The sequence below is a fragment of the Nocardioides conyzicola genome (assembly GCF_039543825.1).
GTDB classification, from domain to species: domain Bacteria; phylum Actinomycetota; class Actinomycetes; order Propionibacteriales; family Nocardioidaceae; genus Nocardioides; species Nocardioides conyzicola.
Map to the genome: position 1 here is coordinate 235,661 of NZ_BAABKM010000005.1, position 19,046 is coordinate 254,706.

23 protein-coding genes are annotated in these 19,046 nt (G+C 72.8%); 12 read left to right on the forward strand and 11 right to left on the reverse strand.

Going from position 1 to position 19,046, the window contains the following annotated elements; genetic code table 11:
* Nucleotides 1-68 precede the first annotated feature (68 nt).
* Both ABEA34_RS22805 and ABEA34_RS22810 read left to right on the forward strand, forming a co-directional pair.
* On the forward strand, nucleotides 69-731 hold the full coding sequence (locus tag ABEA34_RS22805) for a potassium channel family protein (protein ID WP_345524050.1): 663 nt from the start codon (nucleotides 69-71) through the stop codon (nucleotides 729-731).
* Between the two features lie 7 nt (nucleotides 732-738).
* Nucleotides 739-1,410, forward strand: coding sequence for a potassium channel family protein (locus ABEA34_RS22810; protein WP_345524051.1), 672 nt, complete (start codon nucleotides 739-741; stop codon nucleotides 1,408-1,410).
* Nucleotides 1,411-1,483: 73 nt separating this feature from the next.
* Here the strand turns inward: ABEA34_RS22810 and ABEA34_RS22815 are convergent, their stop codons facing one another.
* The 4 genes from ABEA34_RS22815 to dut are packed head-to-tail and all read right to left on the reverse strand — an operon-like array spanning nucleotide 1,484 to nucleotide 3,692.
* Nucleotides 1,484-2,197: a DUF3159 domain-containing protein gene (locus tag ABEA34_RS22815; protein WP_345524052.1), complete on the reverse strand. Its 714-nt coding sequence runs from the start codon at nucleotides 2,195-2,197 to the stop codon at nucleotides 1,484-1,486.
* Nucleotides 2,194-2,556, reverse strand: a complete 363-nt coding sequence (locus tag ABEA34_RS22820) for an OB-fold nucleic acid binding domain-containing protein (RefSeq protein WP_345524053.1) — start codon at nucleotides 2,554-2,556, stop codon at nucleotides 2,194-2,196. Before ABEA34_RS22820 ends, ABEA34_RS22815 begins: the two co-directional genes overlap by 4 nt.
* 4 nt (nucleotides 2,557-2,560) lie before the next feature.
* Entirely contained in the window at nucleotides 2,561-3,205 is a 645-nt protein-coding gene (locus tag ABEA34_RS22825; RefSeq protein WP_345524054.1) for a DUF3710 domain-containing protein, read from the reverse strand.
* A 28-nt stretch (nucleotides 3,206-3,233) separates the two neighbouring features.
* A complete protein-coding gene (gene dut / locus ABEA34_RS22830; protein WP_345524055.1) occupies nucleotides 3,234-3,692 on the reverse strand; it encodes a dUTP diphosphatase in 459 nt (152 codons plus the stop codon).
* 53 nt (nucleotides 3,693-3,745) lie between these two features.
* On the opposite strand from dut, the gene ABEA34_RS22835 reads away from it, so the two are divergent.
* Both ABEA34_RS22835 and ABEA34_RS22840 read left to right on the forward strand, forming a co-directional pair.
* Nucleotides 3,746-4,213 (forward strand): DUF3093 domain-containing protein, encoded by a 468-nt coding sequence (locus tag ABEA34_RS22835; protein ID WP_345524056.1) that lies wholly within the window; start codon nucleotides 3,746-3,748, stop codon nucleotides 4,211-4,213.
* 28 nt (nucleotides 4,214-4,241) lie between these two features.
* Nucleotides 4,242-4,532: a DUF4235 domain-containing protein gene (locus ABEA34_RS22840; protein ID WP_345524057.1), complete on the forward strand. Its 291-nt coding sequence runs from the start codon at nucleotides 4,242-4,244 to the stop codon at nucleotides 4,530-4,532.
* A 66-nt stretch (nucleotides 4,533-4,598) separates the two neighbouring features.
* On the opposite strand, the gene ABEA34_RS22845 is transcribed toward ABEA34_RS22840, so the two are convergent.
* The 3 genes from ABEA34_RS22845 to ABEA34_RS22855 form a co-directional block, all read right to left on the reverse strand.
* Nucleotides 4,599-4,889, reverse strand: a complete 291-nt coding sequence (locus tag ABEA34_RS22845) for a DUF4193 domain-containing protein (protein ID WP_345524058.1) — start codon at nucleotides 4,887-4,889, stop codon at nucleotides 4,599-4,601.
* A 152-nt stretch (nucleotides 4,890-5,041) separates the two neighbouring features.
* Nucleotides 5,042-5,875, reverse strand: a complete 834-nt coding sequence (locus ABEA34_RS22850) for an inositol monophosphatase family protein (protein WP_345524059.1) — start codon at nucleotides 5,873-5,875, stop codon at nucleotides 5,042-5,044.
* Nucleotides 5,872-6,960 carry a ferrochelatase gene (locus ABEA34_RS22855; RefSeq protein WP_345524060.1) on the reverse strand — a complete coding sequence of 363 codons (1,089 nt, stop codon included), beginning with the start codon at nucleotides 6,958-6,960 and terminating at the stop codon, nucleotides 5,872-5,874. Before ABEA34_RS22855 ends, ABEA34_RS22850 begins: the two co-directional genes overlap by 4 nt.
* Nucleotides 6,961-7,030: 70 nt before the next feature.
* Between ABEA34_RS22855 and ABEA34_RS22860 the strand changes: the two genes are divergently transcribed.
* From ABEA34_RS22860 to ABEA34_RS22870, 3 genes are read left to right on the forward strand one after another with little or no spacing between them, the layout of a single operon-like run.
* Nucleotides 7,031-8,239 carry an MFS transporter gene (locus ABEA34_RS22860; protein WP_345524061.1) on the forward strand — a complete coding sequence of 403 codons (1,209 nt, stop codon included), beginning with the start codon at nucleotides 7,031-7,033 and terminating at the stop codon, nucleotides 8,237-8,239.
* Nucleotides 8,236-9,885, forward strand: coding sequence for an AMP-binding protein (locus ABEA34_RS22865; protein WP_345524062.1), 1,650 nt, complete (start codon nucleotides 8,236-8,238; stop codon nucleotides 9,883-9,885). The genes ABEA34_RS22860 and ABEA34_RS22865 overlap by 4 nt, the downstream gene beginning before the upstream one ends.
* A gap of 13 nt (nucleotides 9,886-9,898) precedes the next feature.
* Nucleotides 9,899-11,203: a D-arabinono-1,4-lactone oxidase gene (locus tag ABEA34_RS22870; RefSeq protein ID WP_345524064.1), complete on the forward strand. Its 1,305-nt coding sequence runs from the start codon at nucleotides 9,899-9,901 to the stop codon at nucleotides 11,201-11,203.
* On the opposite strand, the gene ABEA34_RS22875 is transcribed toward ABEA34_RS22870, so the two are convergent.
* Nucleotides 11,200-11,835 (reverse strand): trimeric intracellular cation channel family protein, encoded by a 636-nt coding sequence (locus ABEA34_RS22875; RefSeq protein WP_345524065.1) that lies wholly within the window; start codon nucleotides 11,833-11,835, stop codon nucleotides 11,200-11,202. The two genes, ABEA34_RS22870 and ABEA34_RS22875, sit on opposite strands and share 4 nt — an antisense overlap.
* A 128-nt stretch (nucleotides 11,836-11,963) precedes the next feature.
* Between ABEA34_RS22875 and sepH the strand changes: the two genes are divergently transcribed.
* Nucleotides 11,964-12,950, forward strand: coding sequence for a septation protein SepH (sepH, locus tag ABEA34_RS22880; RefSeq protein WP_345524066.1), 987 nt, complete (start codon nucleotides 11,964-11,966; stop codon nucleotides 12,948-12,950).
* On the opposite strand, the gene ABEA34_RS22885 is transcribed toward sepH, so the two are convergent.
* Entirely contained in the window at nucleotides 12,947-13,750 is an 804-nt protein-coding gene (locus ABEA34_RS22885) for a sulfurtransferase (protein ID WP_345524067.1), read from the reverse strand. The genes sepH and ABEA34_RS22885 overlap by 4 nt on opposite strands.
* Before the next feature lie 38 nt (nucleotides 13,751-13,788).
* Here ABEA34_RS22885 and ABEA34_RS22890 point away from each other — a divergent pair, with 38 nt between their 5' ends.
* The 4 genes from ABEA34_RS22890 to ABEA34_RS22905 all read left to right on the forward strand — a co-directional run bounded on the left by ABEA34_RS22890 (nucleotide 13,789) and on the right by ABEA34_RS22905 (nucleotide 17,328).
* On the forward strand, nucleotides 13,789-14,442 hold the full coding sequence (locus ABEA34_RS22890) for a thymidine kinase (RefSeq protein WP_345524068.1): 654 nt from the start codon (nucleotides 13,789-13,791) through the stop codon (nucleotides 14,440-14,442).
* 76 nt (nucleotides 14,443-14,518) lie between these two features.
* Nucleotides 14,519-14,962: a ferritin-like domain-containing protein gene (locus ABEA34_RS22895; protein ID WP_345524069.1), complete on the forward strand. Its 444-nt coding sequence runs from the start codon at nucleotides 14,519-14,521 to the stop codon at nucleotides 14,960-14,962.
* 134 nt (nucleotides 14,963-15,096) lie between these two features.
* A complete protein-coding gene (locus tag ABEA34_RS22900) occupies nucleotides 15,097-16,071 on the forward strand; it encodes a variant leucine-rich repeat-containing protein (RefSeq protein ID WP_345524070.1) in 975 nt (324 codons plus the stop codon).
* 39 nt (nucleotides 16,072-16,110) lie between these two features.
* Nucleotides 16,111-17,328 carry an SGNH/GDSL hydrolase family protein gene (locus ABEA34_RS22905; protein WP_345524071.1) on the forward strand — a complete coding sequence of 406 codons (1,218 nt, stop codon included), beginning with the start codon at nucleotides 16,111-16,113 and terminating at the stop codon, nucleotides 17,326-17,328.
* On the opposite strand, the gene ABEA34_RS22910 is transcribed toward ABEA34_RS22905, so the two are convergent.
* Both ABEA34_RS22910 and ABEA34_RS22915 read right to left on the reverse strand, forming a co-directional pair.
* Nucleotides 17,325-18,443: an alkaline phosphatase family protein gene (locus ABEA34_RS22910; protein WP_345524072.1), complete on the reverse strand. Its 1,119-nt coding sequence runs from the start codon at nucleotides 18,441-18,443 to the stop codon at nucleotides 17,325-17,327. The two genes, ABEA34_RS22905 and ABEA34_RS22910, sit on opposite strands and share 4 nt — an antisense overlap.
* An 11-nt stretch (nucleotides 18,444-18,454) precedes the next feature.
* Nucleotides 18,455-19,039 carry a DUF5998 family protein gene (locus tag ABEA34_RS22915; RefSeq protein ID WP_345524074.1) on the reverse strand — a complete coding sequence of 195 codons (585 nt, stop codon included), beginning with the start codon at nucleotides 19,037-19,039 and terminating at the stop codon, nucleotides 18,455-18,457.
* Nucleotides 19,040-19,046: the final 7 nt, after the last annotated feature.

Sequence of the window (19,046 nt, forward strand, 5' to 3'; positions counted from 1 at the left end):
CTAGACCCACGGTGGGACGCGCGGTGCATCCGCGCCCAACCGGGCGACTACCTAGTAGCGTCTGCCCCGTGCATGTCGTGATCATGGGTTGCGGGCGGGTCGGCTCCACGCTGGCCCGCAGCCTCGAGGACCGCAACCACACCGTGTCGATCATCGACTCGGACCCCGACGCCTTTCGACGGGTGGGTCCCGGCTTCAACGGTGACAAGGTCACCGGCCAGGGCTTCGACCAGGAGGTCCTGGAGAAGGCCGGCATCCGCCGCGCCGACGCCTTCGCCGCCGTGTCCAGCGGCGACAACTCCAACATCATCGCCGCGCGGGTCGCCCGCGAGTCGTTCGGGATCCAGCAGGTCGTCGCGCGGATCTACGACCCGGGCCGCGCCGAGGTCTACCAGCGCCTCGGCATCACCACGGTCGCCACGGTGAAGTGGACCGCCGACCAGGTGCTGCGCCGGCTGCTGCCCGCGGGCGCCGAGCCGGACTTCCGCGACCCCTCGGGCACCATCCGGGTCGACCAGCTGCCGGCGCCGGAGTCGTGGATCGGTCACCGGACCGTCGACTTCCAGATGCAGTCGAAGAGCCGGATCGCCTGGATCGATCGCCTCGGCGAGGGCATGCTGCCGACCCGGGACAGCATGATCCAGGAGGGCGACATCCTCCATGTCGCCATGCGCGAGGAGCACGCTGCCGGGGCCTACCAGGTCATCGAGTCCGGCCCGGACGAGAGCTGAGGACGTCATGCGAGTCGCCATCGCCGGGGCCGGCGCCGTCGGGCGCTCCATCGCCCGCGAGCTGATCCACAACGGGCACCAGGTCCTGCTGATCGACAAGAACCCCGAGTCCATCAAGCCGGAGCGGGTCCCCGACGCCGAGTGGCTGCTCGCCGACTCCTGCGAGCTGTCCTCGCTCGAGGAGGCGCGGCTGGACCGCTGCGACGTGGTGATCGCTGCGACCGGCGACGACAAGGTCAACCTGGTGACGTCGCTGCTGGCGAAGACCGAGTTCGGCGTGCCGCGCACGGTCGGACGGGTCAACCACCCCAACAACGAGTGGCTCTTCACCGAGGCCTGGGGCGTCGACGTCAACGTGTCGACCCCGCGCATCATGTCGGCGCTGGTCGAGGAGGCGGTGACGGTCGGCGACCTGGTCCGCCTGTTCACCTTCCGCCAGGGCAACGCCAACCTGGTCGAGATGACCCTGCCCGCGGACTCGCCGTACGTCGGGAAGCCGGCGGGGCTGATCCCGTTCCCGGAGAACTGCGCGCTGGTGACGATCCTGCGCGACGGCCAGGTCTACGTGCCCAACGACGAGCAGCCCATCGAGGCCGGGGACGAGCTGCTGTTCGTCGTCCCGGCCGACGTCGAGGAGAACCTCGAGCGGATGCTCGCCCCCTCGGCCCACGGAGGTTGAGTCGGGACCTCTGACCGTTGAATCGGGACTTCCGACGGTCAGAACTCCCGATTCAAGCGTCAGAACTCCCGACTCAACTGTTGGCGGGCTCCATCGGGGTGTGGTTGCGCGACAGCACCCACACCATCGCCGCGAGCGCGGCCAGCTGGAGCGGCCAGCCCATCGCGATCTTGAGGATGCCGAGGGCGGCGACGGCGGAGTCGGCGTCGATCGAGCCGGACTTGCCGGCCAGCCAGATCGGCGTCTGCACCAGCACCCGCACCAGGCACGGCACGGTCAGCAGCCAGGTCAGCCGGGAGCACAGGCGCACGACCTGCTTGTCGCGGTGCCACGCCGTCGGGTCGCCGGTGACGCTGCCGACCATGAAGCCGACCAGCGGCCAGCCGATCAGGCAGGTCGCGGCGAGCACGACCGTGTAGCCGGCGTTGTAGATGATGCCGGGCAGGAAGTACGCCAGCGCCTGGTCGTCCGCGCTGCCGCCCCGGCCCGCGGAGATCGACACGAAGAGCCAGCCGATGCCGATGCCGAAGATGGCGTTCAGGACGAACTGCACGGTCGAGCGCTGCACGAGACGGGCCACGAGGAGCACGACGGCCGCGCCCAGGCTGATCGCCAGGGCGAGCCTGAGCTCGCGCGTCGTCAGCCACAGCAGGGTGAAGACGATCGTCGGCACCGCGGCCTCGACCATCCCCCGGCGGCCGCCCAGGGCCTTCGCCATCTGGGCCCGGACCACGGCCTCGACCGTGTCCACCTCGACCTCGGCCGGAGCCTCGGGCTGGTCCGTCACGGGATGAGCTCGTAGCGCGGGTTGTAGAGGATCCGCTCCCCGTCGTGCTGGCCGATCCGACCCACCACCGACATCGAGCGGCCGGGTGCGATGCCGGTGATCCGACGGCGGCCGAGCCAGACGATGGTGATCGAGCCGGTGCCGTCGGACAGCTCCGCCTCGAGCGCGGGTACGCCGCCCCGCGGGCGCAGCGTCACGGTCCGCAGCGTGCCCCGGAGCTTGACCCGCTCCCGGTCGGGCGCGGAGCCGATCTTCGCGCAGCCGTCCTCGGCGTGGGTACGCCGCAGGTCGCGCTCGTCCTGGTCGGTCGAGTTCGCCCACTTGCTGATGGTCCGCCGCAGCCTGGTCTTCTCCCCCATCGGACTACGACTCCCGGGGAGTGAGCTGGTCCTGCGGCGGCAGCGTCAGCGGCAGCTCGCCGCCGGCCGGCATCGCCTCGGCGCCCCGGCGTACGGCGACGTGCTCGATCGCGGTGTCCCAGGGGCCGACGGCGTCCGGCTCGGTGGCCGCGCGGCCCAGGAAGGTGGCGCGCAGCAGCCAGCGTCCGCCGTTGATGCCGACGACCCGTGAGGGCTGGTTGGCGGTCCGGCCGTCGTCGGTCCGGACGGTCAGCTGGCAGTGCAGCTCGGTGCCGTAGCGGCCCTCGCGCTCGGAGGCGGTGCCGCCGCGCTGGGCGTACTCGGCGGCGATCCGGGGCCGGACCTCCGCCCACAGGTCACCGCCGCGGGGCGCCGCGAAGGCACGCAGCTCCACGCCGCCCTCGGCGCCGGCGAACATCACGGACTGGACCTGGTCGGTGGCCTCGTCGACCTGGAGGCGGATCTCGAGGCCCTCGACGTTGGCCAGCAGCAACGAGCCGAGGTCGATCCGCTCGACGCCGTCGTCGGGCAGGTCGTTGACGTCCCAGGGCCCGGTCGAGGTCGCCTCGGCGTCCTCCGGAGCCGGCGTCTCGACACCCTCGTCGACCGACGGATCGGCGGACTCGCTGGACTTGCGGCGGAACTTCACCTGGACCTACTCACTGGCTCACTCGTGCTCATGGTTGACCGAATCCTCCAGTAGAACCGTAGCCCCCGGACCCGCGTACCGACTCGGGGAGTGCCGCCACGTCGACGAACGCCGCGCGCTCGAACCGCTGGATCACCAGCTGCGCGATCCGGTCGCCGCGGCGCAGCTCGATCGGCTCTCGGGGGTCGTGGTTGATCAGCATCACCTTGATCTCGCCGCGGTAGCCGGCGTCGACGGTCCCCGGCGTGTTCACGATCGAGAGCCCGTGGCGGGCGGCGAGGCCGGAACGCGGGTGCACCAGCGCGACGAACCCCTCGGGCAGCGCGATCGCGACGCCCGTCGGGACCATCGCCCGCTCCCCCGGCGCCAGGGTCACGTCCACCGTCGTCACGAGGTCGGCGCCGGCGTCGCCGGGGTGGGCGTACGACGGGAGCGGCAGGTCGGGGTCGAGGCGCTGCACGAGCACCTCGAGGGGCTGGTCTGTCACGTGGCCGGACCCTACCGGCCGGGCGGCGACCCACCAATGACAGGATTCCGCCTGTGAGTCCCAGCCCCGCCTACAGCGAGCGCCTCGGCGTACCTCTCCGCTGGTGGGTGCAGGGCACCATGCTGGTCGCCACCCTGTGGCTGGCCGTCGTCGTCGCACTTCCGCCTGCTGCCGCCTGGGTCGTCACGGCCATCGCGATGGCCGTCCTCGTCAGCCTCCTCTGGGCGTACGGCGCGGCGCGGATCAGTGTCGACGCAGGGACGTTCCGGGCCGGGCGGGCCCACATCGCGGCGACGTACGTCGGGGCCGCGGTGCCGCTCGACCCCGACGAGGCGCGGCGCACCGCCGGCCGCGACGCCGACGCCCGGGCCTACCTGCTGCTGCGGCCCTACCTCAAGCGAGCCGTGAAGGTGGAGATCACCGACCCGGCCGACCCGGCGCCGTACTGGTTGATCTCGACGCGACGGCCCGACGAGCTCGCCGCCGCCCTCACCGCCCTCACCGGAGCCACCGGGAAGTAGGAACCGGCCGGCTGGGTACTGTTCGGCCATGGCTGAAGGTGGATCGAAGGCATTTGGTGCGTTCTCCGTGGCGTCCGCCCTGGTGGCGGCCGCGTTCGCGAAGAAGGCGATCGACAAGACCTGGACGGTCGCGACCGGCAAGAACCCGCCGGAGAACCCGGCCGACCCCGACGTCGAGATCTGGGAGGCGGTCACCTGGGCCGTCGTCAGCGGCATGGCCGTCGGCCTGGCCCGGATGCTCGCCCAGCGCCGAGCGACCTCCTACTACGTGCGCTCGACCGGGCACCTGCCCGGTCAGCTGCAGCCGGACGGCAAGTAGCGACCGCCCCGCGAAGCACGAAGGGCCGCAACCCCGTGGGTTGCGGCCCTTGCTACGTCCTGCTCCTCAGGAGCAGTCCTTGCAGATCATCTTCTTCGGGTCCGCCAGCTGGCTGCGGTGGTGGACCAGGAAGCAGTTCATGCAGGTGAACTCGTCATCCTGCTTCGGCTTGACCTCGATGGCCAGCTCTTCGTTCGAGAGGTCCGCGCCGGGCAGCTCGAAGGACTCGGCCGCCTCCGCCTCGTCCTCGTCGACCTTGCCGGAGTTCTTGTCGTGGCGCCGCGCCTTCAGCTCCTCGATGCTCTCCTCGGACTGGTCCTCTTCGGTCTTGCGCGGTGCGTCGTAGTCAGTCGCCATTCATCACTCCACTCTGCGAGGCGCCTGGGCTACGCCTCGTGCATCTTCGTCATCGTCGTACGTGGTCGCTCGGCGCCAGATTGTGCACCATGAACGTTCCAAAAAGCACACCTGTTCCGCCTTGCGGAGCGTGAACAGTAGGTGTGGGGGCGCTATTCCCCCGAAACGGGTGAGAACCCGGAGCTCCGGACCACGTCGAGCAGCTCGTCGAAGCCGTGGGCCGGTCCGCAGACCATCAGGTCCAGTCCCCCGACGCCCTGGGTGACGAAGGTGCGGGCCCCGGCGATCCGCGCGACCAGGCCGGCGGCGGCGTGGTCCCAGAGGTTGACGCCCTCCTCGACGTAGCCGTCGAGCCGGCCGTCGGCGACCAGGCAGAGGTCCAGGGCGCAGGACCCGAGGCGGCGTACGTCGCGGACCAGCGGCAGCATCCGGGTCACGGCCTCGGCCTGGAGCACCCGGACCCGCCGGTCGTAGGAGAAGCCGGTGCCGATCAGCCGCTGCGACATCGGCGCGGGTGCGCGCACGGCGACCGGGACGCCGTCGCGGGTGGCGGACTCCGGGTGCGCGTCGTCGGCCAGCCGGCCGACGTACTCGGTGCGGCCCTGGACGTCGAGGACCACCCCGGCGACGACCACGCCGTCGCGCTCGGCGGCGATGGAGACGGCGTACTGCGGGATGCCGTAGAGGAAGTTCACGGTGCCGTCGATCGGGTCCACGATCCAGCGCACCCCGGTGCCGCTGGCGACGTCGTCACCCTCCTCGCCCAGGAACCCGTCCTGCGGGCGGGCCGCCCGGACGTGCTCGCGGATCAGGGCCTCGCTGGCGCGGTCGGCCTCGGTGACGACGTCGACGTCGCTGGACTTCGTGGCCGCGACGGTGACGTGGCCGAGCGCCCGCTCGCGGACCAGCTCGGCGGCGGCCCGGGCGGCGGAGAGGGCGAGGTCGGCGAGGTCCCGGTTGGTGGGCGAGCTCGGGGTCTCGCTCACGCGTCGACCTGCGAGAGCGCGGGCCGCTCGCCCCGCGGGTTGGGGCAGCAGTGCGCGGCGCAGCGGTCCCAGCAGGCGGGCCAGTCGCCCACGGCCGCGCGGACGACGTCCTCGCCGCGCTCGACCGCGGCCCGCTCGAGCAGCAGGTCGCGGACGGCGGCGACGAACCTCGGGTCGATCCCGGCGGTGGCCGCACGGGTCGCGGGGAGGCCGAGCTTCTCGGCGGTCGCCAGCGCCTCGGTGTCGAGGTCGTAGACGACCTCCATGTGGTCGGACACGAAGCCGATCGGCACCATCACGACGCCCGGCACCCCGTCGGCGTGCAGCCGCTCGAGGTGGTCGTTGACGTCCGGCTCGAGCCACGGGATGTGCGGGGCGCCCGAGCGCGAGCAGAAGACCAGCTGGTGCGGGTGGTGGCGGCCCGTCTCCTGGCGCACCCGCTCGACGACCTCGGTCATCAGGCTGGTGTGCTGGGCGACGTAGGCGCCGCCCTCGGGGCCGCTGCCCTCGTTCATGGTGTCGGGGATCGAGTGGGTGACGAAGGCCAGGTGCGCGCCGTCGCGGACGTCGGCGGGCAGCTCGGCCAGGGCCGCGAGCGTGGCGTCGACCGCGGGCTCCACGAAGCCCGGGTGGTTGAAGTAGAGCCGCAGCTTGTCGAGCACCGGCGCGCCCTCGACCCCGTCGACGGCGTCGAAGAGGTTCTCGCGGTATTGCCGGCACGACGAGTACGACGAGTAGGCGCTGGTCACGAAGCAGGCCGCCCGCGTGATCCCGTCGGCCGCCATCTGCTGGACGGTGTCCCGCAGGTACGGGTCCCAGTTGCGGTTGCCCCAGTAGACGGGCAGGTCGATGCCGGCACCGGCGAGGTCCTCGCGCAGCGCTGCGAGGAAGGCGCGGTTCTGGTCGTTGATCGGCGAGCGCCCGCCGAAGCCGTAGTAGTGCTGCCCGACCTCCTCCAGCCGCTCGCGCGGGATGCCGCGGCCGCGGGTGACGTTCTCCAGGAACGGGACGACGTCCTCGGGCTTCTCCGGGCCGCCGAAGGACACCAGCAGGACGGCGTCGTACGGGCTGGTGTCGGGGGTCATGCCAGCCATCCTAGGAAGGGCCTCGCAATGATTCGTCGGCGGTCCGCGGCCACCGATAGCGTCGCGGTTGATGTTGACGTCCTACCGCCGGATCCTGGCTCAGCCCGGCACTCTCCGCTTCTCGATGACCGGGCTGGTCGCCCGGCTGCCGATCTCGATGATCGGGCTCGGCATCGTGCTGCTCGTCTCCGCCGCGACCGGTTCGTACGGCGTGGCCGGGGCGATCTCGGCGGCGTACATGATCGCCAACGCGGGCTTCGCGATCCTCCAGGGCCGGCTGCTCGACCGGCTCGGCCAGGGCAAGGTGCTCGCGGCCGCCAGCATCGGCTTCGGGGTCGCGATCTCGCTGCTCGTGGTGTCCGTGCAGGGGGACTGGCCGGTCGGCTGGACCTACGTCCTCGCGGCGGTCGGCGGTGCGTTCCTCCCGCAGGTCGGCTCGTCGGTGCGGACCCGCTGGTCGCACGTGCTGGAGCAGCCGGCCGACGTGCAGACGGCGTTCGCGCTGGAGGCGGTGCTCGACGAGGCGGTCTTCATCCTCGGCCCGATCCTGGTCGCCCTGCTCGCGACCGCCTGGCACCCGGTCGCGGGCATCGCCGTCGCCGTGATCGCCTGCGTCGCCGGCACCCTCGTCTTCAGCGCGCAGACCGCCACGGCGCCGCCGCCGCACCCGCGCGACAGCACGTCGGCGCCACGCCCGCCGATGCCGTGGCGCTCGGTGGTCCCGCTCGCCGTCGTCTGCGCCTGCCTGGGCGTGCTGTTCGGCGCCGCCGAGGTCACCACGGTCGCCTTCGCCGAGGAGCGCGGCCACAAGGCGGTGTCCGGCGGGCTGCTCGCGCTGTGGGCGCTCGGCAGCCTCTCGGCCGGCGTCGTCACCGGCGCGATCCACTGGCGCCGCGGTCCGTCGTACCGCGTCCGCTGGGGCTCGCTGGCGATGGCCGCGGCGATGGTCCCCCTCTTCTTCATCCACTCGTTGCCGCTGATGGGGGCCGTCCTCTTCGTCGCGGGCTTCGCGATCGCGCCGACGATGATCGCGACGATGTCGCTGACCGAGGCGGTCGTGCCGTCCGGCCGGCTCACCGAGGGCATGGCGATCATGCAGACCGGCCTGGTCGCGGGCGTCGCCCCCGGTGCGACGCTCAGCGGTCTCGTCGTCGACCACCAGGGCGCGTCCGCGGCGTACCTCGTCTCCGTCGGCGCCGGCCTGGTCGCGGCCCTCGCCGCCCAGGCCCTGCCCAGATCTAGAACCCGTTCCACCCCGGAGGTAGCCTCCGCCAGGTGATCGCCACCCTCGCCGGCCTCCTGCTCGCCCGCGCCGAGGACGACGGTGCCGCGCTGCTCTTCGAGGAGGAGCGGTGGTCGTGGCGCGAGCTGGTCGCTGCCGCAGCCGTGCGGGCCGCGGCCCTGCGCGAGCTCCGCCCGCTCGACGGCCGCCCCTGGCACGTCGGCGTGCTGATGGACAACACGCCGGAGTACCTGCTGCTGGTCGGCGCGGCCGGTCTCTCCGGCGCCACCGTCGTCGGCATCAACCCGACCCGCCGTGGCGCCGAGCTGGCGACCGACATCCGGGCGACCGACTGCGACACGATCATCACCGAGGCGGCGTACCTGCCCCTGCTCGACGGGATCGACCACGGCGCCCGGCAGGTGCTGGTGCTGGGAGAGGCGGCGTACGACGAGCTGCTGACGCGGCACGCCGCGGCGCCCGTGGCGGCGAGCGACGCCGCCCTCGACCCCGCGACCCTGCTGCTGCTCCTCTTCACCTCGGGCTCCACCGGCACCCCGAAGGCCGTGGTCTGCTCGACCGGCCGCTTCGCCCTGCTCTGCCAGGTCACGCCGCTCCAGCTGGGGCGCGACGACGTCGCCTACAACGCGATGCCGATGTTCCACGGCAACGCGCTGATGGCGTCGTGGGGTCCGTGCCTGGTGCACGGCGCCACCTTCGCGCTGCGCCGGAGGTTCTCGGCGTCGGGCTTCCTCGACGACGTCCGCCGCTTCGGCGCGACGTACTTCAACTACGTCGGCCGCTCGCTCTCCTACGTGCTCGCGCAGCCCGAGCGGCCGGAGGAGCGCGACAACCGGCTCCGGATGGGCTTCGGCACGGAGGCGTCCGCCCGCGACCGTGAGGAGTTCGAGCGGCGCTACGGCTGCTCGCTCGTCGAGTCCTACGGCTCGTCGGAGGGCACCTGCTCGATCCGCCGGGTGCCCGGCACTCCCGAGGGCGCGCTGGGCCTGCCGGCCGAGGCGACGCCGGTCGAGGTGCGTGGCGCGGACGGCACGGTGTGCCCGCCCGCCCGCTTCTCCCCCGACGGCCGGATGCTCAACGCCGACGAGGCGATCGGCGAGATCGTGGCCGTCGGCGCGGCGGCGCGCTTCGAGGGCTACTACGCCAACCCCGAGGCGACCGCCGAGAAGATCCGCGGCGCCGACTACTGGAGCGGCGACCTCGCCTACACCGACGAGGACGGCTGGTTCTGGTTCGCCGGTCGGTCGGCCGACTGGCTGCGCGTCGACTCGGAGAACTTCGCCGCCGCCCCCGTCGAACGGATCCTCGCGCGCCACCCCGACGTGGCAGTCGCGGCCGTGTACGCCGTGCCCGACCCGCGTACCGGCGACCGGGTGATGGCGACCCTGCAGGTCGCCGGCGATCCGGGGGCGTTCGACGTCGCCGGCTTCGCTGCCTTCCTCGACGCGCAGCCGGACCTCGGGACCAAGTGGGCACCCGGGCTGCTGCGGGTGACGGGCGACCTCCCGGTCACGGCGACCCGCAAGGTCGACAAGCCCGCCCTCAAGCGGCTGCAGTGGAGCGGCGCCGACCCGGTCTTCGAGCGGACGCCGGACGGCTACCGCCGCCTCACCCCCGAGCGGGACGCCGAGCTGCGTGCGGAGTTCTCCCGGCACCGGCGTACGGCGCTGCTGAGCTCGTGACTACGATCCCCGCGTGAGCGAGTGGATCAACTGGTCGGGCCTCGAGTCGGCGCGGCCGACGCGCGTGGAGGAGCCGGCGGACACCGCCGCCGTCGTGGCGGCCGTCGAGCGGGCCCGCACCGAGCGGACGACCGTGAAGATGGTCGGCACCGGCCACAGCTTCACCGCGGTCTCCGCGCCCGAGCACACGATGCTCCGGCCGACCCGGCTCGGCGGCATCGTGTCGGTCGACCGCGAGGCGATGACCGTCACCGCGCTGGCGGGCACGCAGCTGAAGGTGCTCAACCGCGAGCTCGCGGCCCTCGGGCTGAGCCTGCACAACATGGGCGACATCGACGAGCAGACGCTCGCCGGGGCGACCTCGACCGGCACCCACGGCACGGGCGGCATCTGGGCGTCGCTGTCCGCGCAGATCGCCGGCCTCGAGCTGGTCACCGGCACCGGCGAGGTCGTCCGCGCCACGGCGGACGAGAACCCCGACATCCTCGAGTTCGCGCGCCTCGGCATCGGCGCCCTCGGCGTGCTGACGACGATCACGTTCCGGGTCGAGCCGCTCTTCGTGCTCGAGGCCGACGAGACGCCGATGAGCTGGGACGAGGCGCTCGACGGGTTCGACCAGCGGGTGGCCGAGCACCACCACGTCGACACGTACTGGTTCCCGCACACCGACCGGATGATGACCAAGACCAACGACCGGCTCGCCATCGGCGTCGACGAGGCCGAGCCGCTGTCGCGGTGGCGCGCGTGGCTCGACGACGAGTTCCTGTCCAACACGGCCTTCGGGGCGCTCAACCACGTCACCAACCGCTTCCCCGGCTCGATCCGGCGGGTCAACCAGGTCACCGCCCGGCTGCTCTCGGCCCGGACCTACAGCGACGCCGCGCACAAGGTCTTCGTGTCGCCGCGCACCGTCGTCTTCCGGGAGATGGAGTACGCCGTACCGCGGGAGGCCGGCATCGCCGCGCTGCGCGAGGCCCGGGCCGCCCTGGAGGCGTCGTCGCTCAACATCACGTTCCCCGTGGAGATCCGGGTGACCCCGGCCGACGACATCCCGCTGTCGACCTCGACCGGCCGGGACTCGATGTACCTCGCGTTCCACACCCACCGCGACGCCGACCACCTCGAGTACTTCGCCCTCCTCGAGCCGATCATGCGCGCCCACGACGGCCGCCCCCACTGGGGCAAGGTGCACACCCGGACGGCGGCCGACCTCGCGCCGGCGTACCCCCGCTTCGAGGAGTTCCTCGCGATGCGCGACCGCCTCGACCCCGACCGGGTCTTCGCCAACGCCTACCTGCGCCGCGTCCTCGGCAGCTAGACGCTCGCCGGGCCCGTCGCGATCGGCGCCTGCCAGTGCCGCCAGATCGCGACCAGGCGCCAGGTCGTGCAGAGGCCGCCGCCGATCAGGGCGATCGTCCAGTAGCTGAGGTCGGTGTGCGCGAGCGCGACCACGACGGCGGAGCCCGCCAGCGCCGGGGTCGCGTAGAGCTCGCCACGGAAGACGGCGGGGACGCGGCCGGCCAGGAGGTCGCGCAGCATGCCGCCGCCGATCCCGGTCACCATCCCCATCAGCGCGGCCGGCGCCGGGCTGAGCCCGTAGTCGAGTGCCTTCAGCGACCCGGTGACGCAGAACAGCCCGAGCCCGAACGCGTCGAGCACCGTGACCGACCGCTCCATCCGGCCGAGCGCGGGGTGGTAGACGAACGCCAGCAGTCCCGCGACCAGCGGGACCACCAGGTAGCGCCAGTCCTGCAGCGCCGCCGGGGGCGTCGCGTCGATCAGCACGTCGCGCAGGAAGCCGCCGCCGAGGCCCGTCGTCCCGGCCAGGACCAGGACGCCGAACACGTCCAGCCCCTTGCGCACGGCGACCAGCGCGCCGGAGATCGCGAACACGAAGATGCCCGCCAGGTCGAGCACGACCTGCGTGGTGGAGGGATCGGTGGTGGCCACCATGGGACGGTAGTACGTCGGGCCGGGGTCGCGGCCGACGGCTGGTGCCGATGTGACAGGAGTGACTCGGTGACGCGCGGCGCTGCTCCCCTGCCGACGCCGTCCGCTGGCGTAGGCTCACGGCACCGATGACCGCACCCCTCCACCACCAGACACACCGGTCCGACCCAGGAGCGGCAGCCGCACCTGCCACGGCGTACCTCCGGCTCGCCGGCGTGACCGAGGACGGCACGCAGCTGCGCCTGGTGGACGAGGAGGGGGTCGAGCACGTGCTCGCGGTCGACGACCGACTGCGAGCGGCGGTGCTCCCGCCTGCGAACCCGGCACCCGCCCGAGGAATGGAGAAGAAGATGGAGAGCACCCTCCGCCCTCGCGACATCCAGGCCCGGATCCGCTCCGGGGAGACGCCCGAGGCCGTGGCCCAGGCCGCCCAGACGTCGGTCGACAAGATCATGGCCTTCGCGGCCCCGGTGCTCGCCGAGCGGCAGCACGTCGCCGACCGCGCCCAGCGCTCGTCGGTACGCCGCAGCGACGGCCAGCCCACCGGCGGCGCCCGGACGCTCGGCGACGCGGTGTCCGCCCAGCTGCGGTCGCGCAACATCGACCCCGAGACCGTCGCGTGGGACGCCTGGCGTCGCGAGGACGGCCGCTGGTCGTTGACCGCCGGCTACGAGTGCACCGACCGGACCGGCACCGCCGAGCTCACCTTCGACGCCCCCGGCAACTACGTCACGCTGGACAACGAGGACGCCCGCTGGCTGGTCGGCGAGACCATCGCTGCGGCCGCGGCCCGGTCCGACGACCTCCATGTCGCGCGCGAGCGGCGGCTCAGCTCGGTCGACGAGACGCAGTACGGCGACGACACCGAGCTCCCGCTGGGCGACGACGCGATCGACCTGGTCTCCGACCAGCCGATCGAGGCCTTCCTCGACACCGAGGCCCCCACCGACGAGGGCGTCGTGGCCCAGGAGGCCGAGCTCCGCGAGGAGGCGGCCGACGCTGCCGCCGCCGAGCCGGAGCCCGAGCCCGAGCCGCGTCGCCCGGCCAAGAAGCGGGGACGCGCCTCGGTCCCGAGCTGGGACGAGATCATGTTCGGAGGCGGCGACAAGGCCTAGGCGACGGGCCGGGACGGATCGGTGATCCAGCCCGACCAGCTGCCCGGGTAGAGCGCCGCCCGGATCCCGGCGACCTCCAGCGCGAGCACGTCGTGCGCCGCGGTCACGCCGGAGCCGCAGTAGACCGCCACGTCCTCGGACCCGTCGACCCCGGCGGCGGCGTACAACGCCTGCAGCTCGGCGGCCGAGCGGAAGCGGCCCTCGGCGTTCAGGTTGGTCGTCGTGGGCACGTTGACCGCGCCGGGGATGTGGCCGGCGACCGGGTCGACCGGCTCGGTCTCGCCGCGGAAGCGCTCCGGCGCCCGCGCGTCGACGAGCACCGGTACGCCGAGCACGCCGTCGGCCTCGACCAGCGGCATGGCGCCGGGCCGCGCGGTGAAGTCGCCGCGGCCGGGCAGCACGGTACCGGTGTGCACGGCTCCCCCGGCGGCGAGCCACCCTGCCCACGCGCCGTCGAGCACCCGGACGTCGGTGTGCCCGTGGTAGCGCAGCAGCCACCACGCCCGGCCCGCCGCGAGGCCGGACCAGTCGTCGTACACGACGACCGTCCGGTCGTTGCGAACACCCGCCCTGCGCATGGCCGTCTCGAAGTCCTCGACGGTCGGGAGGGGGTGCCGCCCACCCTCACCGGGAGGCGCCGCCAGGTCCGCGTCCAGGTCGACGTACGACGCCCGCGGGACGTGCCCGCGCTCGTACTCGCCGCGCCCACCGGGCCCGCCCATCCGGTAGCGGACGTCGAGCACGGTCACCTCCCCGATGCGTTCGTGGAGCTCGGTGGCAGAGATCAGGGGAGTCGCCATGCGCCCATCTTGCCGGGTCCATGAAAGGATCCCGACCCGTGGCTGAACTGCACTTCTTCACCGGCACCATGGACTCGGGCAAGAGCACGCTCGCGCTCCAGACCAACCACAACCACGCCGCGCGCGGCCGGGTGGGCCGCATCTTCACCTCCAACGACCGGGCCGGTCAGGCCCAGCTCTCGAGCCGCCTGGGACTGACCCACGACGCCCTCGAGGTCACCCCGGACTTCGACTTCTGGCGGTACGTCGTCACGACGCTCACGCAGGGCGGCCGCGTCGACTACCTCATCTGTGACGAGGCGCAGTTCTACACCCGCGACCAGATCGACCAGCTCGCCAAGATCTGCGACGAGCTCCAGATCGACGTCTTCGCGTTCGGCATCCTCACCGACTTCCGCACGCAGCTCTTCGAGGGCAGCTCCCGGCTGATCGAGCTCGCCGACCGGGTCAACGTGCTGCAGGTCGAGGCGCTCTGCTGGTGCGGCAAGCGGGCGACCCACAACGCGCGCACCGAGGACGGGATCATGGTCACCGAGGGCGAGGTCATCGTCGTCGGCGACGTCGAGGAGCAGGGCGGCCCGCCGGCCGAGGTCGCCTACGAGGTCCTCTGCCGCCAGCACCACCGCCGACGCCTCACCGCGGCCCGCGCCAAGGCCGTCAGCCTCGCGCCGGAGCCGCTCCCCTTCGGCTGACGCCTGCGAGGACGCGTGAGGACGGCTCCGGCGGGTACCGCCCCCTCGTCATCATCATCGTCACAGAGGAGCAATCGTGTCGGACGACAACCAGGTCGCCAAGGAACTGGTCGAGACCCTGAAGGACGGCGAGCGAGGCTTCGCCAGCGCGGCCGAGAAGCTGAAGGACGGCGAGCACCCGGAGCTGGCCACCACGCTCCAGCGCCTGTCGGAGCAGCGCGCCGCCTTCCACCGTGAGATCGTCGCCCTCGGGCACGACTACGGCGAGGACGTCGACGAGAGCGGGACCATCGCCGCCACCGTGCACCGTGGGTGGATCTCGTTGAAGGACGCCCTCACCGGCGACGACGCCGGCGGCGTCCTCAAGGCCGCGCTGACGGGCGAGGACCACGCCGTGTCGGAGTACGAGAAGGGGCTGCAGCAGGACCTCAGTGCCGGCTTCCGCGAGGTCGTCAGCAAGCAGCACGTCGCGATCATCGCGGCACGCGACGAGGTCAAGGCTCTCCAGATCGCCTCCTGACCTCCGTTCGAGACCCGACGATTGCCGTCCGCAATCCGGGTTGGGACTGGCCGCCGCGGGGCAGGTACTGCCTGCCGCCGTCGTGCGGCCAGTCCTCGGGGGACTGTTGGTGGCTTCGAGAAAGCGAGTGACAGATGGCAGGCGACGACCTTCTCCGCGAGGCACAGGACCCGTCCACCGGACCGGCGCGACTGGCGGAGATCGCCCAGACCGACCGGTCGACGTGGCAAGCCGTCGCCGGGCACCCGCAGGCGTACGACGGCCTGCTCGCCTGGCTCGACGAGCACGGTGACGACGGGGTGCGGGCCACGATCGCGGCGCGCGCCGCGGCCTCCGCGGCCCCGCCTCCCCCTCCGCCCCCGCCGAGCGCGGTGACTCCCCCGCCCCCGGCGCCGCCGGCACCAGCCGCGCCGGTTGACCCGCCGACCCCCACCCAGCCGCTCGCCGCCGTACCGGCGGGTCCGCCCTCCGGTCCGCCGGCAGGCCCGCCCTCCGGACCGCCGGCAGGCCCGCCCTCCGGACCGCCGCTGGCGCAGCCGTACGGCCAGCCGTACGGGCACCAGGCGCCCCCGCCTCCCGCCGGAGGCTCGTCGCGCAACATCGCCCTTCTGGCCGTCGCCGCGGTCGTCGTCCTCGCCCTGCTGGGTGTCGGCGGCTACTTCGGCGTCACCGCCCTGACGGGCGACGACGACACGTCGGACGCGAGCGCGACGACCTCGTCCTCCGCCGCGGATCCCTCGGACTCCTCGAGCCCCTCGTCGGCGGAGTCGTCCGACGACAGCGACACCGGCGGCGCGAGCGACGCGTTCTGCTCGACCCTGAAGGACCAGCAGGACGCCAACATGGAGCTGCTGTCCTCGCCGGGCGCCGACCCGGACCTCGACAAGCTGAAGGACCAGCTCGCCGACAGCGCTCAGGCCTTCGACGAGCTCGCCGACGACGGACCCGCGGAGATCAGCGACGACCTCCGCGCCATGGCCGACTACTACAAGACGCTCCAGGGCATGTCCGACGGATCCGGCGACCCGTCGGACTTCTCCTCGCAGATCCAGCCGTTCGCCGAGGCGTCCCAGCGCGTCGCGGCGTACTACTACAAGAACTGCGACTGACCTTCCGCTGACGGTCGCTTGGCCCTAGGGTCTGTGACCGTGCTCACATCTCGGGTTGCCGCGGTCCTGTCGTGCTTCGCCGTCGGGGTCGGCGGGCTCCTCGTGTCGGCCGCCCCGCCGGCGAGCGCCGACGGTCCCGGCGTCGGCGCCCCCTGGGTGGTGACGCTCGGCGACTCCTACATCAGCGGCGAGGCCGGCCGGTGGGCCGGGAGCAGCAACGCGTCGTCGGCGCGGGCCGACGCGCTCGGGAGCACGGCGTACTTCGACAACCCGTCCGGCACCGGCGAGACGATCCCGCGCTGCCACCGCAGCAAGTCCGCCGAGGCGTACGTCGGCGGCGGGGTCAACGGCCTCAACCTCGCCTGCTCCGGCGCGACCACGGCGACCAGCAACGGCAGCAACTTCAAGCCCGGGCTCGACTTCTACGACGACGGCGCCGGCCACCTCGGCCAGGCCAAGCTGCTCCAGCAGTTCGCGACCACCCACCGGGTCGGGATGGTGACGGTCTCGATCGGCGGCAACGACTTCAAGTTCGCCGACGTCGTGCAGTCCTGCGTCGTCGACTTCCTGACCTCGCCCACCTGGTTCAAGGACTACTGCTACGACGACAGCTCGGTGAAGGCCAACTTCACCGCCGCCAACGTGGCCAGCGTGCGCGCCCGGATCGCCACCGCGCTGCGCAACGTCTCGACCGCGATGCGCAGCGCCGGGTACGCCGACGCGCAGTGGACGCTCCTCGTCCAGACCTACCCCAGCCCGATCCCCCGGGGCTCCGGCATCCGCTACTCGGAGAGCGGCTACAGCCGGCAGAGCACCGGTGGCTGCGGCTTCTGGAACAGGGACGCCGACTGGGCCAACGACACCGCCCTGCCGACGATCAACGCCGCCGTGACCGGCGCCGCCGCCGACTCCGGGCTCCCCAACGTGCGGACGCTCGACCTGTCCGCGGCCTTCAACGGCCGTCGCCTGTGCGAGTCCACGGTCGGCCTCTACGAGGAGAAGGGGATCGCCAGCTGGCTGACCCCGGGTGCCGTGGACCAGACCGAGTGGGTCAACCAGATCCGCACGGTCTCCACGTGCTGCGGCTCGAGCAGCCCCTACTACATCCAGGAGTCGCTGCACCCGAACTACTGGGCCCAGCTGGCGACCCGCAGCTGCGTCCGCCAGGCCTGGAACGCCGGCAGCCCGCGGGGCGGGAGCTGCCGCATCGCCGGCAACGGCCTGGTCAACGGCGAGCCGGTGATGGCGCTCAACTAGTCGAGCAGCATCGGGATGAGCATCTCGTCCGGCGTCAGCGACCCGTGGAGCCCGACCAGCGTGGCCTCGTAGGGGAAGTCCGCGGTCGAGAGGATCGCGGTCTCACCGTGGCAGGCGACGACGACGTCGCCGAGGCGGGGTCGTACGCCGGGCTGCACCGGCCCGAACCAGCCGCGCTCGATCGCCTCGTGCCGCGCGAGCACGTCCGCCCGGTCGCCGAGCACGCCCCGCCAGGTCGCCACGACGTCGTCGACGGCCCCGCGCTGGCAGTAGAGGTGCCGGAACCGCGCCTCGCCGCCCAGCAGGGCGACCCCGTCGCGCAGCTCGGTCAGGTCGTCGACGTCGACCCGGCTCGCCGACGGCGAGTCGACCATGCCGTGGTCGGCCACGACGAGCAGCCGGACGTGCGCGGGCAGCGCCTCGCGGAGCTGCTCGGCCTCCGCGTCGACCATCGACAGCTGCTGCAGCCAGGGGCTCGACGCGACGCCGTACCGGTGGCCGGTCCAGTCGAGGTCGCCGTCGTACAGGTAGGTCAGCGACGCCCGCTCGATCGAGGCGGCCAGCGCGGCCGCGATCCGCTCGCCGACCCGGTCGGCGCCGACGAAGTCCGCCCCCCGGTGCGCGGCGACGGTCAGCCCGCTGCCGCGGAACTCGCGCTTGTTGACGACGGTCACGGTCGCGCCCTGGCGGCGCAGCCGCGCGAACGCCGTGTCGTGCGGCTGCCACTCGAGCGGGTCGACGTCCTTGTCCCACATCAGCGCGTTGAGCAGCTTGTCGGTCCCGGGCACCCGCGACGTGAAGCCGACCAGCCCGTGCGCACCCGGCGGCAGGCCGGTGCCGAAGGACGTCAGGCTGGTCGCGGTGGTCGACGGCACCCCGGCGGTGCCGGGCAGCTGCTGCTCCAGCAACGTCGAGAGGTACGGCGCGGCGTGGGCGTACCGCTCCAGCAGCCGCGCCCCGAGGCCGTCGACCAGGAAGACGACGTACGCCGGGGCCGGGGGCAGCGTCAGCCCGGTCGGCACCTCGCCGAGCGGGAGGCCGAGCGCCGCGGCGACGGCGGGCACGACGTCGCCCAGCGAGCGCACGCCGTACGCCGGCTCGAGGAACTCGTCCACGCCAGCGACGATCAGCGGGTACGCGCGGAGAGGGTCTCGGCGAAGGTCAGCAGGCCGTCGACGGCGTCGGTGCCGTCGGCCGCGGCGGACACCCGCAGCGAGAAGTCGTCCGAGGCCAGCACCCCGGTGTAGCCGTGGTCGGCGTCGCACTGCGGGTCGCTGCAGCCGGCGGGCTCGAGGTCGAGCCGGCTCACCCCGCCCCACCCGATGGTCACCACGACCTCCGCCGGCGGACGCGGGCCGGCGGTCGGGTTGGCCACCATGCGGGTGACCACCACGGACCGCACCGAGCTCAGCCGGATCGCCTCGGTGGAGGTGGACGTGTAGGGCTCGGGCAGCAGGTCGTCGCCGTCGTGCTCGTCGGTGTGCGCGAGGATCAGCCGGCTCGGCGTCAGCACCGCGACGGACAGGTGCCGGCGCACCTCGTCACGCTCGAAGGTCGGCTCGTGGTGCACGAAGAAGGAGACGACCTCCTCGCCGGCCACGGCACCCTCGACGCCCTCGGCCACGACCTCCGGGTAGTAGCCCGTGCGGTCGATGGCGTCCCTGAGCTCGACGGCCCGGTCATGGCCCTCGGTGGTCCTGGTGCTGCGCATGCGTGCA